The following is a 14477-nucleotide window of genomic DNA, read 5'->3' as shown; positions in this document are numbered from 1 at the left end:
GATCATAATACACTTGGCGGATGTCACCACGCTGGGAACCAGATCCCGATATCCGCCGGGGAAATCACGTCGTCCACCACCTGCATGCTCACTTGGTGTTCGTCACCAGGTACCGGCGTGAGGTCTTCGACGACGAGATGCTGACGCGCTGCGAGGCGATCATGCGAGACGTGTGCGAGAGCTTCGGCGCGGAACTGATCGAGTTCAACGGGGAAGGCGATCACATCCACCTGCTGGTGCACTACCCGCCGAAGGTCGCCCTGTCCAAGCTGGTCAACAGCCTCAAAGGGGTCAGCTCCCGTTACCTGCGCGCCGAGTACACCGGGCGGATCAACCGCATCGGCACGGGGTCGGTGTTCTGGGCACCCTCGTACTTCGCAGGATCGTGCGGCGGCCCACCGCTGAGCATCGTCAAGGACTACATCGAGAACCAGAAGCGGCCTGCCTGACCGCCACCCCGAGACGCAGGGAACTCCGGCGCTGTGCGCCTCCGAGCCGAGGGGGGTCGGTTCCTGTCGCAAAGTGCTTCATTCCGCGCAGGACCCGTAACACCACGGGACGCTCCTTGTCGGTCGGCCGCCGTTGCGGCGGCTTCGTACGGGTTACGGCATCGGGTTCGGCACGCTGGGGAGGGGGGATGCCCGGGACGGGGATCGGGTTGGGGCGCGCGACGCCTTCGGTGCCGTGATTGCGGGCGGCTCCTGACCGGACCCCGTGAACCGATCCGTCTCGTCTGAGAACTTGCAGCACGGAGCCACGCTCCGCCGATGAGATCCGCGCCTCGGTGCGGTCATAACGAGAAAGACCACCCCGAGAGAAGAGACGAACCCATGAAGCTGACGACCATCACGAACGTCTCCGTCGACGGAGTGATGCAGGGACTCGGCGGGCCGGACGAGGACCGCAGGGACGGATTCGAGCGCGGCGGATGGGCTCTGCCGCTCTTCGACGACGAGGCCGAGGCGTTTCTGGGCCAGGTCTACCAGCGCGCCGACGCGTTCCTGTTCGGCCGGCGGACCTACGAGATCTTTGCCGGCTACTGGGGAGCAATCACAGATCCGGCCAACCCCATCGCGGCGGCGTTGAACACGCGGCCCAAGTACGTGGCATCGACCACGCTCACCGATCCGCAATGGGCGGACACGACCGTCCTCTCCGGTGACGTCGCGGCGGCCATCGGCGAGCTGAAAGCCAAGCCGGCGGGTGAGCTGCAGGTGCACGGCAGCGGCGCCCTGGTCCGCCGGCTGCTCGACAACCACCTGGTCGACGAGCTCATCCTGCTCACCTATCCCGTGGTCGTCGGCCAGGGCACGCGGCTGTTCCCCGCCACCGGCCCGGACACAGCACTTGAACTGGTCGACTCGCAGTCCACTCCGAAGGGAGTGACGATCCACGTCTACCGGCCCACCGGGCGCCCGCAGTACGCATCGGCCACGTCCGACTGAAGCACGTGACCTGGGTGCCGCGTTCAGTAGCACCCCCGGAGTGGTCACGCCACTGCTCCAAGTGGCTCGCGGTCGCCGAGTGCCGCGGAGAACTGGTCGACGACCTGCTCCAGCGCCTCCCTCGTGGCCGGCTCCACGACGATGCCGCTGCCGTCGTTGCGGACCTCGATGTGCTTGTCGAGTACGAACCAGCCCGGCGTGATGTGGGCGGGGCCCATGGACGCGAGGCCGGGCGCAGGGCGTAGTCGATGGCCAGGACATGGGCGGTGGTGCCGCCGGTGGCGAGGGGCAGCACGGTCTTGCCCGTCAGGGCGTACTGGGGCAGCAGGTCGAGCAGCGACTTGAGCAGCCCCGAGTACGCGGCCTTGTAGACCGGGGTGCCGATGACGATCCCTTCGGCCCGGTCGAACAGCTCCGTGGCCGCGACGATCGCCGGGTGGCCGAAGTCGGCGTGCAGCAGGGCCTCGGGCGGGAGGGTGCGCACGTCCAGGGGGACCACCTCGTGCCCTTGTGCCGTCAGTCGCGCGTCGAGGTCGCGAAGGAGGCGGGCGGTGCGCGAGGTGGGGGACGGGCTGCCGGAGACGGAGAGGACGGTGGCCATGAGCGAGCTCCAAAGGAGGGAGGGGCGGTTACAGGGCCTTGCCCGGGTTGAGGATGTGGTGCGGGTCGAAGGCCGCCTTGATGCGTTGCTGCAACGCGTGTTGTTCGGGGCCGAGTTCGTCAGCGAGCCAGCGCCGTTTGAGCGTGCCCACACCGTGCTCGCCGGTGAGGGTGCCGCCCAGACGCAGCGCGGCGGTGAAGATGTCGCCCGCCGCCTGCCAGGCCGCGTCCGGGATGTCCTGCGAGGCGGGGTCGAGGACGAGGATGGGGTGGAGGTTGCCGTCGGCGGCGTGGGCGAAGGTGAAGATCCGTACGTCGTGGCGTCCGGCGATGACCGTGATCTCCCGTACGGCGGCGGCCAGTTGAGACCTGGGGACGGCGATGTCCTCGATCAGCACGCGGCCCAACCGCTCCAGCGAGGGAAGAGCGAGCCTGCGAGCTGCGAGCAGTCGTTCCGCCTCCACAGGTTCGGAAGTGGTCTCGACCGACGCCGCACGGTCCCGCAGCAGCCGTACCGCGAGCTCTGCCTCGGCCGCCGCGGACCGCCCGTCGCACTGCAGAAGCAGCAACGCACCACCGCGCGACCGCAGATCCGTGCCCCGCGCCTCGTCCACGGCTCGCAGCACCGGGCCGTCCAGCAGTTCGGCCATGGAGGGCTCCAGCCGGGCGGCGGTGAGCTCCGCCATGGCCTCCGCGCCCTCGGCGAAGGTGTCGAAGTACGCGGCAACGGTGGCCGTCGCCTCCGGGACCGGACGCAGCCGCACCGTCGCCGCGGTGATCACGGCGAGGGTGCCCTCGGAACCGGTGAGCAGCGCCGTGAGGTCGTAGCCGGTGACCCCCTTGACGGTGCGCCGGCCGGTACGGACCGGTGTGCCGTCGGCGAGCACCGCGTCGAGGCCCAGAACGGCGTCCCGGGTCACCCCGTACTTGGCGCAGCGCAGCCCGCCCGCGTTGGTCGCGATGTTGCCGCCCACGGTGGAGATCGCCGCGCTGGCCGGATCGGGTGCGTAGCGCAGCCCGAACTCGCCTGCCGCGCGGTCCAGTTCGGCGGTGATGACGCCCGGTTCGACGACGGCGATCTGGTCGTGCGGGTCGAGGTCGAGGATGCGGTTCATCCGTGACAGGTCGAGCACGACGGTGCCCACTCCGGCGTTCGCCCCACCGGAGAGTCCGGTCCCGGCCCCGCGGGGTACCACTGGCACCCGTAGGGCGTGCGCGTGCCGCAGAGTAGTCCGTACGTGGTCGGCGTTCGCCGCATGTACGACGGCGAGCGGCAGGCCGTACGGGTGGCTGCCGGAGCGGTCGGTCGCGTACGGGGCGGCCCGGGGGCCGGTGCTCAGCGCGGCGGCGGGCAGGTCGCGGCGCAGGGCCTTCAACAGGGTTTCGTCCGACCCCAGTTGGAGGGTCATAGGTCCGCCCTCCCGGCCTCGTCGAGTGCCCGCCCTCCGATGGCGAGCAGCGCGATGTCCTCCTGCGGGGCGTGCACCGGGGCGCACTGGACGTCGCGGAAGTGGCGCTCGAGAGGGTTGTCGCGGCTCAGGCCCGGATTGCCCAGCAGCCGTACGGCGAGCCCGACCGCCTCGGTGGCGTGCCGGTCGGCCAGGAGCCGGGCGCCCAGGGCCTGTTCGGGGGTGTACGTGTCGTCTGCCGCGTCCACCCGCTCGGCGCCGCCGAACACCAGCTGTTCGGCCGCGTCCAGCCGCAGGGCGATCTCTCCCGCCGTTCGCCGGAAGCGTTCCGTAAGGGCCACGGGGTGGCCGAGGTTGGCCGGCACCCGCTCCTGGGCGAACCGGTGGAAGTACCGCTGGGCCGCGCGGGCAACGCCCAAGTAGAGGGCGGCGAGCGGGAGATGGAGAGCTGCGCCCGCGCGGTTGTCCTGCTCCGCGCCGACACCGTGCGCGGCGATGTCGACCACGTTCCCGGCCGGGATCTCGACCTCGTGCAGCGCGATGTCGTGGCTGCCGCTGGCGCGCAGCCCCAGATGGTCCCAGCGACGGGTGATCTCGATACCGGGGGTGGTGCCGGGCACGGCGAACGTGCCGACCCGCGGCGTGGGTTCGTCCGTGGTGGCCCACACCAGCAGCCAGTCGAGCCCCTCCACACCGGTCGCGAAACGCTTGCGGCCGGACAGGGACCAGCCCGTGGCCGTGCGCCGGGCCACCGTTGCGGGCAGTCCGCCGCGTGCGGGGGAGCCCAGCTCCGGCTCCACCCGCACGTGGTTGAGCAGCACCGGGCGCCCAGCCGCTTCGGCCAGCACCTGCCCGTACACCTCCTCCGGCCAGTGCGGCCGTACGGCCTGGCGGTGGTGGATGGAGAGGCTCATCGCCGCGATGAGCGCCACCGAAGGGTCGCCCTCACCCAGCGCGTGCAGGACCCGCGCGGTGCCCGCGACCCCGAGCCCGGGACCGCCGTACCGTTCGCCGACCGTGGCGGTGAGCAGCCCGGCCTCGTGCGCGGCGCGGATCCCGTCGGCCGGGAAGGCGCCCGTGCGGTCGTACTCGGCCGCGGTGGCCGCGAGTCGCCCGGTGACGGGGGCGAGAGTGGTGAGATCCGGTGCGCGGAGCAGGAGACCGGTCGTCATGAGGAGAGCGCCTTCCGCAGCGGGGAGTTGAGGCGGTCCGTCCAGAACGCGGAGACCTTCAGCGGCTGCTTCAGGGCGCCGAGGTCCCGGAAGGCGTCGGCCACCTTCTGCTGGGAGGCGGTGGCCTGCGCGCTCACCAACCGCACCTCGGTCTGCCGCTGCGCTTCGCCCTCCTCCAACTCCTTCAGCGCCTCGTCCACCGGCTGATGGGTCGCGGCGGCGACGACCTTCGCGTACTCCTTCTCGTGCCCGTCGCGGACGTACGCGTACGCCTGGTCGATACGGGTGAGCAGATCCGCGAGTGCCTTGCGGCGGGCCGGGCTCTGGAGGGTGTCGTCGGAGGCCGTCCACAGGAAGTTCCCGGAGAGGATGTCCTTGGCGGAGCCGATGGTGCGGGCTCCCTGCTGGTGGGCGGCGATGACGGCGTTGCCGTAGCCGGCGAAGGCATCGACGGAGCCCCCGTTGAGTGCGGCGAGGCCCTTGTCAGGTTCCAGCGGGGCGGCGGTGATGTCGTCCCAGCCGAGCCCGGCCTGCTTCAGCAGCTCGTAGAGGAAGTAGTGGGCGGTGGTGTTCTTGACGTAGCCGACCTTCTTGCCCTTGAGCTGGGCGATCGAGGTGATCCCCGAGTCCTTGGGCGCCACCACCTCCTGGTTGAGGGTGTTGCCGCGCTGCACGGCGACGACCTTGAAGTTGGGCCTGCCGTCGGCGGCGGCGAAGACCGGCGGGATCTCGCTGGAGTTCGCCACGTCCAGCGCCCCGGCCCGGACCGCCTCCAACTGCTTGTCGCCGCCCTGGAAGAGGCTCCAGCGCACCTGGTAGGGCGTGTCGTCCAGGTGCGCGAACTTCAGCAGGGCCTCCTCCCGCTTCCAGCCCGTCGCACCGACCCGCAGGGTGACCGAGCCGTTCCCGCCGCTGTCCTCGGCGCCCGCCGAGCCGCCGCAGCCCGTGAGCGCACTTGTCAGGAGCACCGCGGCAAGGGCCAGCGCGCGAACGGTCCGGCTCACGCGGCCGCTCCCGAGGCGGCGCGGTGCGCCAGCTCCTGGCGGACCAGCGGAAGCACGTGACGGCCGTAGTCGATCGCGTCGTTCAGCGGGTCGAAGCCACGGACGGAGAGCAGTTCGCAGCCGATGTCGACGTAGTCCAGCAGCGCCTTGGCCACCGTCTCAGGCGAGCCGACCAGCGCGGTCGAGGCGCCGGCGGCGTTGGTGGCCGCGGCGGGCGCGGTCCACAGGCAGCGGTCGTGCACCTCGCCCCGTTCGGCGACGGCCAGCAGCCGCTGCGAGCCGACGTTGGCCGGGGTGCCCTGGCCGACCGCCGGGTAGTGCCGCCGCTTGGCGCGCTCGGCGTGGTTGGCCTTGACCGCGCCCAGGATGCGGTGCGCCTTCTCCCAGGCCAGCTCGTCGGTGGGGGCGATGATCGGGCGGAACGACACCCAGATACGGGGGTGGGGCCGCCCGGCGGCGTCCGCGTGCGCGTTCACGGCCGCGATCTGCTCGGCGGTCTCCTTGAGCGGTTCGCCCCACAGTCCGAAGATGTCGCCCAGCTGCCCGCCCACCCGGTAGGCGTCCTCCGAGGAGCCGCCCACCGAGATGGGGATGGTGCCCTGGTAGGGGGTGACGTCGGAGCGGAAGCCCTCGAAGCGGTAGTACGGGCCCTCGTGGGAGACCGGTCCGTCGGCCGACCACACCTTGCGCAGGATCCGGATGTACTCGTCCGAGCGCGCGTACCGCTCGCTCTTGCTCAGATAGTCGCCCTCGCGGCGCTGCTCCTCGTCGTTGCCGCCGGAGATGATGTGCACCGCCAGCCGGCCCTCGCTGATCCGGTCCAGGGTGGCCAGGGCGCGGGCCGCGTGGGTCGGGAAGATCACGCCGGGGCGGTGTGCCAGGACCGGCTTGATGCGTTCGGTGTGGTTGGCGACGAACTGGGCGAGCTGGAGCGCGTCGGGAGAGGCCGAGTGGTAGGTGACGAGGGTGTAGTCGAAGCCGCCGTCGTCCAGGGCGCGGGCGTAGCGGCGGGCGTAGTCGACGTCGATGCCGTAGCCCGCGGTGGGGTCGCCCTCGGTGGCGGGGTTCGGGTGGACGGCGCTGATGAACTCGACGGGCATGGCGGGGTCACTCCTTGACGAGGCTGGTGTCGACGTGGTCGGCGACGGTCGGGTTCGGGGTGAGCACGCCGATGCCGTGCATGGTGTCGCCGACCTTCTGCACGGCCTGGGTCACCTGTGAACTCACCGGTACCAGCTCGCTGTTGGCCTGGCTGACCAGCGTCTTGGCGACCTCGGCGGAGGCACCGGTGTTCTGCTGGATGGCCTTGGCGTAGTCGTCCGGGTGCTTCTGCGACCAGGCCAGTGCCTTGTCCAGACGGCGCAGATAGTCCGAGATCGCGGCCTTCTTGCCCTGGTCGGCCAGTGCCTCCTCGGAGGCACCGATGAACCCGTAACCGCTCACGCGCCCGTCGGCACCGTTGACGAGGAGCCGGCCGCCCTGCTGCTCGGCGACCGCCTTGTAGACCCCGAACGTGGCCCAGGCCTCGATCTTCCCGGAGGTGAACGCGGCCTGGGCGTCGGTCGGCAGCAGGTACTGCACCTTGACGTCGGAGTAGCTCAGCCCCGCCTGCTCCAGCGCATGCGCGAGCAGATACTCGGCGATGGAGCCCTTGGCCGAGGAGACCACGACCTTCTTGCCCTTGAGGTCCTTGACGCTCTTCACCGACGAGCCCTCGCGGACCACGATCCCGGTGTGCGTGCCGTCGTTGTGCAGCGCGCCGACCGCCTTGACGGGCACTGAGCCGGACAGGGCCTGGAGCGTGGGCAGATCGGCGGCGTACGAGGTGTCGGCGGCCCCCGCCTGCACGGCCTGGAAGAGTGGCGCGGCGCCCTCGAACTCGGCCCATTTCACCTTGTACGACGTCCCCTTGAGCGCGCCGGAGGCGTTCAGCAGGGTCTGCAGGTTCTTGGCCTGGTCGCCGATGGTGAGGGTCACGCCCGACGAGCTCCCGTCCGAGGCGGCTTCGCTGTCGCCGCCGCAGGCGGTGGTGGCGAGCAGGGCGGCGAGGGAGAGCGCGGCGCCGAGGCCGCGCACCGTGCGGGTGGTCATGCGGTTCATGGGATTCCTGTTGTTCATGCCGTGGCCGTGGTCGTGGCGGCGGCCGTGGTCGTGGCCGTCGTCGTGGGCCCTTCGAGATGCGCCGAGGCGTCGTGGACACCGAGCCGGTGCAGCAGCTCGCCGCGCAGCCGTACGAAGTCGCGGGAGCCGAGGTTGCGCGGGCGCTCCAGGCCGACTTCGGCCTCGTACGCGATCCGCCCGTCGTCCATCACCAGGACCCGGTCGGCGAGCAGCAGTGCCTCTTCCACGTCGTGCGTGACCAGCAGCACCGAGCAGCCGTGGCGTTGCCAGAGGTCGGCGACCAGTCGCTGTGCCTTGCCGCGGGTGAGGGCGTCGAGTGCGCCGAACGGCTCGTCGAGCAGGAGCAGTTCGGGCTCGCGTACCAGTGCGCGGGCCAGCGAGACGCGCTGGGCCTGGCCGCCGGAGAGCGTCTTGGGCCAGCTGCCCGCGTACTCCTCGATGCCCACCTCGGCCAGATACCGCTCGGCGAGCGCCCGGTCGGAGGAGGCGGGCAGACCGAGCACGACGTTGCGCCAGACCCGCAGCCAGGGCATCAGCCGCGGCGACTGGAAGGCCACGGAACGGCGCTCGGGGACGGTCACCTCGCCCTCGGTCTCGCTGTCCAGCCCGGCGAGGATCTTCAGCAGGGTGGACTTGCCGCAGCCGCTGTGTCCCAGTAGGGCGACGAACTCGCCCTGGCGGATGGTGAGATCGAGTCCGTCGATGACGGTCTTGTCGTCGAAGGCGCGGGTCAGCCCGCGGACCTCGACATGGGTGCTCACACTCGTGCTCATGGCCGTCACGCTCCCTCTCCGTCGAACGAGGCCCGCCAGGCCAGCAGCCGCCGCGACAGCAGCCGTACGGCGAAGTCGCACAGCAGCCCCAGGACCGCGTAGACGGCGAGGCACAGGACGATGACGTCGGTCTGGAAGTACTGCTGGGCGTTGCTCATCAGGTAGCCGATGCCGGCGTCGGCGTTGACCTGCTCGGCGAAGACGAGGGCCAGCCAGGCGGTGGACAGCGCGTAGCGCAGGCCCACCAGCGCGCCGGGCAGCGCGGACGGAAGGATCACGTACCGGATCAGACCGAGGCGGCCGAGCCCCACCATCCGCCCGGCCTCGATGAGTTGGGCGTCGGCGGAGCGGATGCCGCCGTAGATGTTGAAATACAGGGGGTACGTGACGCCGAGCGCGACCAGCGCGATCTTCGGGGTCTCGTCGATGCCGAACCAGACGATGAACAGCGGGATCAGCCCCACCCAGGGGATGGCCCGGAACATGCCCATCGACGCGTCGATCACGTCCTCGCCCAGCCGGAACAGCCCGGCGGTGAGCGACAGGGCGAGCGCGACCGTCGCGCCGATGAGGAACCCGATGGCCGCCCGGCGGCCGGACGCGGCGATGGCCTGCGGCAGTTCACCGGTGTCGGTGAGGTCTATGGCGCGCTGGAGGACGTCGACGGGCGAGGCCAGTACGGACTCGGGCAGCACTCCGGTGGTGCCGGCCAGGAACCAGACCAGCAACAGACCGACGGGGCCGGCGGCGCGTCGCACACCACGCGGGACACGAAGGGTGCGGGGCTTGCGCGGGGCTGCGGGGCGGTCGCTCTTCGTGAGGGACGGGGCCGGTGTGTCCGTATGCGGTGGTGGTGCGTGTGTCGGTGGGGAGGTTCCGGATACAGCGGCGTTCGGGGCAGGCATGGCGCGGCCTCTCATGGGGACGGGGGAGGGTGGTTCAGTACGGTCGTTCGCCCAGCACGGCAGGGCGGTCCGGGTCGGCGGACCAGGCGGACCACGAGCCGGGGTACAGCGCGGCGGGGATTCCGGCGTGGGCGAGCGCCGCGATCTGGTGGGCGGCCGTGACGCCGGAACCGCAGTAGACCCCGACCTCGATCGCGTCATCGGCGCCCAGTGCGGTGAACCGCACCGCGAGCTCCTCCGCGTCGCGGAAGGTGCCGTCGGGGTTGAGGTTGCCGCCGGCCGGGGCGGACAGGGCGCCGGGGATGTGCCCGGCACGGGGATCGACCGGCTCGCTCTCACCGCGGTAGCGCTCGACAGCGCGGGCGTCCAACAACACGCTGTCACGGGCGACTAGGGCCGCCGCGTCGGCGTCCAGCACCGGCAGCCGCCCCGGGCTGAGCACGATGTCGCCCGGCGCGGGTGGGTCGGGCTCTCCGGTTTCCGTCGGCAGCCGGGCCGCGCGCCAGGCGCCCAGTGCCCCGTCGAGCAGAGTCACGCGCTCGACTCCGGCCCAGCGCAGCAGCCACCAGGCACGGGCGGCGGCGGTGTTGCCGTTGTCGTCGTACACGACCACCGGGCGGCGCGCGGTGACACCCCAACGACGCGCTGCCGCTTGGAGTTCGGCCGGTTCGGGGAGGGGATGGCGCCCGCCTTCGGATGTGGGCGGGGCGGCGAGTTCGGTGTCCAGATCCACGTATACGGCGCCGGGGATGTGTTCCTTGAGGTAGTGCTCGCGGCCGTGCGGGTCGCCGAGCTGCCACCGCACGTCGAGGACGAGCGGTGCCGGATCGGCGGCGTCGCCGATGCGCAGCCGGGAGTACAGCTCCGCCACGCTCGTCAGGACGGGGGCGGTCATGCGAGATCCTCCCGAGTGGCGATGGGCGCGAGGGCAACACGCCCTCGGTCGGGGGAGAGCCGCAGCCGTTCGAGGAACAGCACGACGGTCGCTGCGGCCGTGCGGTGGGTGAGGTCGTTGAGCGCGTCGTGCCGGGTCCCGGCCAGGCTGACCAGTTCCACGCCGGGCAGCACCCCATAGGCGCGGCGGGCGTCCGGGAGCGGACTGACCGTGTCGTCGGAGCCGTGCAGGGCGAGTACGGGGACGGAGACGCCGGCCGGCGCGGGCAGTTCGGGTGTGGGCGTGTCGGCCAGGGCGCCGCGGCGGAGCGCGGCGTCGGAGGTGAGCCTGCCTCGGTGAGTGGGGCAGGCGGTGCGCTGGTCCAGTTCGTCCTCCCAGTCCCGCGCCGTCGCGGTGGCGCGCGGGGTGGCGGGCAGTCCGGCAAGGATCAGGGCGTCCAGGCCCGGTGTGCCGTGGGCGGCGAGTTGTGCGGCGTACAGCGCGCCGGTGTCGGCGCCGACCAGCACCCGCGGGCCGGGCAGTGTTTCGTCGCGCAGCAGCTTGGCGGCCTCGTCCAGGACCGCGTTCGGGTCGAGGGCCGCGTCGCCCAGTGCCCGGACGCGATAGCCGTCGGCGGCTATGCGGCGGCCGAACCGCTCGTACACACCGCCGTGTTCACCACGGCCGGGGAGCAGGACGAGGGTGCCGCGCGGGGCGATTTCTGATGGTTCGTCCCAGGCGTGGACGGACTGAGGGGAGCTCATGGTGACTCGATTCGTCGTGGGCTCGGGGATGGCCGGCGGGCGGGGAGCCCGCGGGATGGCCCGGAGGCCGCCGGGCGGGAGAGTGCGAACCGCGCACACGGCGCAGGCCCGCGAGGCGCCGGAGGCGTGCGGGATCAGCTCAAGGACGGGTTCGGCTCAAAGGAGAGGCGCGCGCGTGGAGTTGCGCGCGTGTGAGGATTCAGCGACAGCGCATGGTGACGGCGCGGCCGAAATCGACCACGCGGCGCTGAGTCAGCCAGGTGCCCGCGCCGCAGCACACAGCCGACCCGGCGGCCGACGGCCGGGGTCCGGTGCTCTCGGGGCGCGACCCGTGGGCCGGCGCGATGGCTGTACGCAGCATGTGCTCAGCATGCAGGAGCCAAGAGCCGTACGTCCAACGACGATTCGGCATCAGAACCGATCAGGATCCCTAATCATTAGGTGCTAGCGTGCGCCCATGCGACCGGTTCTGGACATCGTGGCGTTGCGCAGCCTGATTGCCGTTGCCGACTACGGCGGCTTCCACCGGGCCGCCGGCCCACTCGCGTTGAGCCAGTCCGCCGTCAGCCAGCATGTGCGGAAGCTGGAGAAGTCGTTGGGCCGCGCCGTCGTCGAACGCGACGGCCGCAGAACCCGGTTCACCGCGCACGGCACCCAACTGCTGGAAGAGGCCCGCCTGATTGTCGGCGCGCACGACGCGGCGGTGCGCAGGCTTCTGGGCGAGGGCGGCGAGCAGGCCGCCACCATCGTCATCGGCGCCACCGAGCACGGCGCCGACCAGATCCTCCCGGTCCTCACCGACGCCGTACGGGAGGTGCGGCCGGGTGCCGAGGTGCGGGTGCGGATCGACCGCTCGGTGCGGCTGACGGAGGCGGTCGACCGAGGCGAGGCCGACCTCGCCGTCTACGTCACCGAGGCGACCGCCACGGCGGGCACCCCCGTGGGCGGACTGCCCCTGCGCTGGTACGCCGCCCCCGGCTGGCAGCCGCCGCCCGCCCCCGCCCCGCTGCCGCTGGTCGCCATCAACGAGCCGTGCGTCATCCGCCGCCGCGCCCTCACCGCATTGGCCGCCCACCACACTCCGGCCACCGTGGTCGCCGAAGCCGGGTACCTCGCGGGCGTTCTGGACGCCGCCCGCGCCGGGCTGGGCGCGGCGCTTCTCGCTGTGCCCGGCGGCCAGCACCCGGAGGGGCTGGCCCCGGTCGAGGGCCTGCCTGCCCTTCCTTCGGTCCGGCTCAGTGCGCGCCCCCGGCATGGCGCCGACCCCTCCGTGACCGGTGCCGCCGTCGAGGCGGTCCGTGCGCTGCTCGCCGCCTGCGAGACCGACTGGGCGGCCTGACCGCTTCGTGGGGGCCGGCGACCTCGGCTGCCGCCACACGCCGCAGATTCACTCCAGGTGCGGCGTCACGCCGGCACCTCGGTGACCGTGGGGCGTGTGAGGCCGCCGTCGCCGAAGTCCACGACCGTACGGGTCCCGTCGGCCCAGCGGACGGTGACGGTCAGGCCGTTCACCTCGGCTGTGGCCTGCCCGGCGAGCGGGGCCGGGTCGCCTTCGCCGGTGAGCGAGGCGAGCGCGGCGAACACCGTGTCCGCCGGGTCCCCGCCGATCGTTCCGGTGAGTTCGGGGACGAGGGCCCAGGCCCCGTATGCCGTGCCCTGCGGGGCGCGGACGGTGCGCTGCGTCTGCCAGCCGTGCAGGCCGAGCAGTTGGCTGGTCACCTCCGGTCCGTCGAGACGCATCTCCGTGATCTCTTCGGCCTCAGTTTCGGCAGCCGACTCCGGCGAAAGGGCGACGGCCCAGCCGCTGTGGTGGATCGGCGTCCCGGCCGGTACGCCGACGGTGCGGTGGACGCGCAGTTCGAGCCTGCCGCGCGCCAGCGTCAGGCTCTCGATCCGGGCCGAGGGCAGGACGGGGCCGTCCTCGGGGAAGACCGGCCGGTGCCAGGAGGCGAGCCAGTCGGGCCCGGCGGCCAGGGGATCGATGCGGATACGGGCGCTGCGGGTGCCGCGTACCTGCAGTGCGATGTGGTTGTCGGGGGTGTTGGCGGCGCTGGTCGGGCCGGTACGGGTGGAATACGCGAGGCGGGCGTACAGCGGGTTGCCGGGGGCCCGCTCCGGCTCCCGCGAGTCGAGCTTGTAGCTGCCGTGGTTGTGCAGGCGCGCGAGACCGTCCCGGCCTGTGGTCTGGATGAGCAGTCCGGGAGCAGACCGGGCGAGTACCCGGTCATGGCCTTCGGAGGGCGCGCGCTCCTCGGTGGCCGTCCACACCGGGTCCTCGGGCGGGAGGAGCAGGGCGAGAAAGCCCTTGGAGGCCCAGTACGGGGAGCCGGGCCCCGAGTAGCGCTGCAGCGTCGCCTCGTGCGGCCCGTACCAGCCCAGGCTGAGGACGCCGTCCGCGGTGAGCGCGCCGCGGTCGAGGAAGTGGCGCAGCGCCCCGCTGAGGATGCGGCGGGTGACGCCGGGGGCGAGTGGCGTCTCGCCGGTGAGGGCGCCGAGGGCCACGGCGGCCACCGCGGCGAACCGGTAGGTCAGGGAGCGCCCGTGGTGGATGGGGGCGCCGTTCGCGTCGAAGAGCAGCGCGAAGCCTTCGAGGAACTCCCGCAGCCGCGGGCCGAGTTGGTCGAGCAGTGCCCGGTCGCCGGCGAGGTGGGCATGCAGGAGCGGGTACATGTGCAGGGCCCAGCCGTTGTAGTGGTCGAAGGACCGGCCGTCGCCGTCGGAGTACCAGCCCTGCCCCTGGTACCAGCCGTCCAACAGGCCGAGCCCGCGCTCGATCGCGCCGCGCGTCTCGGCGTCGCCCCGCCCCGCGGACTCCAGGAAGCCCGCGACGGTCAGTGGGAAGAGGTACCAGTTGTTGGGGGCGGGCGTGTGCCTCAGCGCGCCGCGCAGCCACTGCTCCACGCGGTCCTGGTCGTCGGCGGGCAGCGTGTCCCAGGTCCACGGCGCGGTCAGCCGCAGGGCCAGCGCCACGGAGGCGGACTCCACCATGGGCTGGCCCTGGATGTTGTGGTGGCCGATCTCCGGCCAGGACTCGGCGTCGTCGCGGCCGGGGGTGCGGGTGCCGCGCGCGAGGCCTGCGGTGTAGCGCTCCAGGAAGCCGTGCGGGTCCTTGCCGGACGCTCCGGCCGTACGGAACGCGGCGAGCAGGAACGTACGGGCGAACCCCTCAAGACCGTCCGAGCGCACCCCGGACTTGGAGGGCGGGCCGGGCAGGTCGATCAGGGCCTGGCCGGGGGTGGCGTAGCGGAGGGCGGACGTCAGCAGTTGGTCGGCGGCGGTTTCCCAGTGGGCTCGGGTGTAGCCGGTGTGCGGGCTGAGGCCGCGGTCTTCCGCGGGAAGGGAGGCGGGAAGGGAGGCGGGAAGGGAGGCGGGGAGAGGATGCTCGGGCATGGGGGCCACGTCTCCTGTTC

Annotated in this window: 13 protein-coding genes and 1 pseudogene; 3 read left to right on the top strand and 11 right to left on the bottom strand. The window is 72.1% G+C overall.

What is annotated here, in order from left to right:
* Positions 1 to 20 precede the first annotated feature (20 nt).
* Together tnpA and ACGFNK_RS40795 are read left to right on the top strand one after the other, a co-directional pair.
* A complete protein-coding gene (gene tnpA, locus ACGFNK_RS40800; protein ID WP_393424890.1) occupies positions 21 to 449 on the top strand; it encodes an IS200/IS605 family transposase in 429 nt (142 codons plus the stop codon).
* Between the two features lie 381 nt (positions 450 to 830).
* Positions 831 to 1445 carry a dihydrofolate reductase family protein gene (locus tag ACGFNK_RS40795; protein ID WP_393424887.1) on the top strand — a complete coding sequence of 205 codons (615 nt, stop codon included), beginning with the start codon at positions 831 to 833 and terminating at the stop codon, positions 1443 to 1445.
* Positions 1446 to 1489: 44 nt separating this feature from the next.
* On the opposite strand, the pseudogene ssuE reads toward ACGFNK_RS40795, so the two are convergent.
* The 10 genes and pseudogenes from ssuE to ACGFNK_RS40745 all read right to left on the bottom strand — a co-directional run bounded on the left by ssuE (position 1490) and on the right by ACGFNK_RS40745 (position 11067).
* Positions 1490 to 2046, bottom strand: a pseudogene (ssuE, locus tag ACGFNK_RS40790) (NADPH-dependent FMN reductase).
* Positions 2047 to 2074: 28 nt separating this feature from the next.
* On the bottom strand, positions 2075 to 3454 hold the full coding sequence (locus tag ACGFNK_RS40785; protein ID WP_393424884.1) for an FAD-binding oxidoreductase: 1380 nt from the start codon (positions 3452 to 3454) through the stop codon (positions 2075 to 2077).
* Positions 3451 to 4626 carry an acyl-CoA dehydrogenase family protein gene (locus tag ACGFNK_RS40780; protein ID WP_393424881.1) on the bottom strand — a complete coding sequence of 392 codons (1176 nt, stop codon included), beginning with the start codon at positions 4624 to 4626 and terminating at the stop codon, positions 3451 to 3453. The genes ACGFNK_RS40785 and ACGFNK_RS40780 overlap by 4 nt, the downstream gene beginning before the upstream one ends.
* The gene (locus tag ACGFNK_RS40775) at positions 4623 to 5630 is read right to left on the bottom strand and encodes an ABC transporter substrate-binding protein (RefSeq protein WP_393424878.1); all 1008 of its coding nucleotides are present in this window, start codon (positions 5628 to 5630) and stop codon (positions 4623 to 4625) included. The genes ACGFNK_RS40780 and ACGFNK_RS40775 overlap by 4 nt, the downstream gene beginning before the upstream one ends.
* A complete protein-coding gene (locus ACGFNK_RS40770) occupies positions 5627 to 6730 on the bottom strand; it encodes an LLM class flavin-dependent oxidoreductase (RefSeq protein WP_393424875.1) in 1104 nt (367 codons plus the stop codon). The genes ACGFNK_RS40775 and ACGFNK_RS40770 overlap by 4 nt, the downstream gene beginning before the upstream one ends.
* 7 nt (positions 6731 to 6737) lie before the next feature.
* Complete coding sequence (locus ACGFNK_RS40765; protein WP_393424872.1) at positions 6738 to 7721, bottom strand: ABC transporter substrate-binding protein; 984 nt, start codon at positions 7719 to 7721, stop codon at positions 6738 to 6740.
* 23 nt (positions 7722 to 7744) lie between these two features.
* Entirely contained in the window at positions 7745 to 8524 is a 780-nt protein-coding gene (locus ACGFNK_RS40760; protein WP_393424869.1) for an ABC transporter ATP-binding protein, read from the bottom strand.
* Between the two features lie 5 nt (positions 8525 to 8529).
* A complete protein-coding gene (locus ACGFNK_RS40755) occupies positions 8530 to 9429 on the bottom strand; it encodes an ABC transporter permease (RefSeq protein ID WP_393424866.1) in 900 nt (299 codons plus the stop codon).
* 34 nt (positions 9430 to 9463) lie between these two features.
* Positions 9464 to 10324 carry a sulfurtransferase gene (locus tag ACGFNK_RS40750; RefSeq protein WP_393424863.1) on the bottom strand — a complete coding sequence of 287 codons (861 nt, stop codon included), beginning with the start codon at positions 10322 to 10324 and terminating at the stop codon, positions 9464 to 9466.
* Entirely contained in the window at positions 10321 to 11067 is a 747-nt protein-coding gene (locus tag ACGFNK_RS40745; RefSeq protein WP_393424860.1) for an alpha/beta hydrolase, read from the bottom strand. Before ACGFNK_RS40745 ends, ACGFNK_RS40750 begins: the two co-directional genes overlap by 4 nt.
* Positions 11068 to 11524: 457 nt before the next feature.
* Here ACGFNK_RS40745 and ACGFNK_RS40740 point away from each other — a divergent pair, with 457 nt between their 5' ends.
* Positions 11525 to 12406, top strand: coding sequence for a LysR family transcriptional regulator (locus tag ACGFNK_RS40740; RefSeq protein ID WP_393424857.1), 882 nt, complete (start codon positions 11525 to 11527; stop codon positions 12404 to 12406).
* A gap of 65 nt (positions 12407 to 12471) precedes the next feature.
* Here ACGFNK_RS40740 and ACGFNK_RS40735 read toward each other — a convergent pair whose 3' ends face one another.
* Positions 12472 to 14457, bottom strand: a complete 1986-nt coding sequence (locus tag ACGFNK_RS40735; protein WP_393424854.1) for a DUF2264 domain-containing protein — start codon at positions 14455 to 14457, stop codon at positions 12472 to 12474.
* Positions 14458 to 14477: the final 20 nt, after the last annotated feature.

The organism is Streptomyces sp. NPDC048825, assembly GCF_043198355.1.
GTDB classification, from domain to species: domain Bacteria; phylum Actinomycetota; class Actinomycetes; order Streptomycetales; family Streptomycetaceae; genus Streptomyces; species Streptomyces xiangluensis.
This window is presented reverse-complemented; position numbering and strand designations above follow the sequence as displayed.

What these genes read in the sequence shown, in the direction of transcription:
- ACGFNK_RS40740 (WP_393424857.1), top strand. Translation starts at nt 11,525, where the DNA reads ATGCGACCGGTTCTGGACATCGTGGCGTTGCGCAGCCTGATTGCCGTT.
- ACGFNK_RS40735 (WP_393424854.1), bottom strand. Translation starts at nt 14,457, where the DNA reads ATGCCCGAGCATCCTCTCCCCGCCTCCCTTCCCGCCTCCCTTCCCGCC.
- ACGFNK_RS40770 (WP_393424875.1), bottom strand. Translation starts at nt 6,730, where the DNA reads ATGCCCGTCGAGTTCATCAGCGCCGTCCACCCGAACCCCGCCACCGAG.
- ACGFNK_RS40795 (WP_393424887.1), top strand. Translation starts at nt 831, where the DNA reads ATGAAGCTGACGACCATCACGAACGTCTCCGTCGACGGAGTGATGCAG.
- ACGFNK_RS40780 (WP_393424881.1), bottom strand. Translation starts at nt 4,626, where the DNA reads ATGACGACCGGTCTCCTGCTCCGCGCACCGGATCTCACCACTCTCGCC.
- ACGFNK_RS40750 (WP_393424863.1), bottom strand. Translation starts at nt 10,324, where the DNA reads ATGACCGCCCCCGTCCTGACGAGCGTGGCGGAGCTGTACTCCCGGCTG.
- ACGFNK_RS40785 (WP_393424884.1), bottom strand. Translation starts at nt 3,454, where the DNA reads ATGACCCTCCAACTGGGGTCGGACGAAACCCTGTTGAAGGCCCTGCGC.
- ACGFNK_RS40765 (WP_393424872.1), bottom strand. Translation starts at nt 7,721, where the DNA reads ATGACCACCCGCACGGTGCGCGGCCTCGGCGCCGCGCTCTCCCTCGCC.
- ACGFNK_RS40745 (WP_393424860.1), bottom strand. Translation starts at nt 11,067, where the DNA reads ATGAGCTCCCCTCAGTCCGTCCACGCCTGGGACGAACCATCAGAAATC.
- ACGFNK_RS40760 (WP_393424869.1), bottom strand. Translation starts at nt 8,524, where the DNA reads ATGAGCACGAGTGTGAGCACCCATGTCGAGGTCCGCGGGCTGACCCGC.
- ACGFNK_RS40755 (WP_393424866.1), bottom strand. Translation starts at nt 9,429, where the DNA reads ATGCCTGCCCCGAACGCCGCTGTATCCGGAACCTCCCCACCGACACAC.
- tnpA (WP_393424890.1), top strand. Translation starts at nt 21, where the DNA reads ATGTCACCACGCTGGGAACCAGATCCCGATATCCGCCGGGGAAATCAC.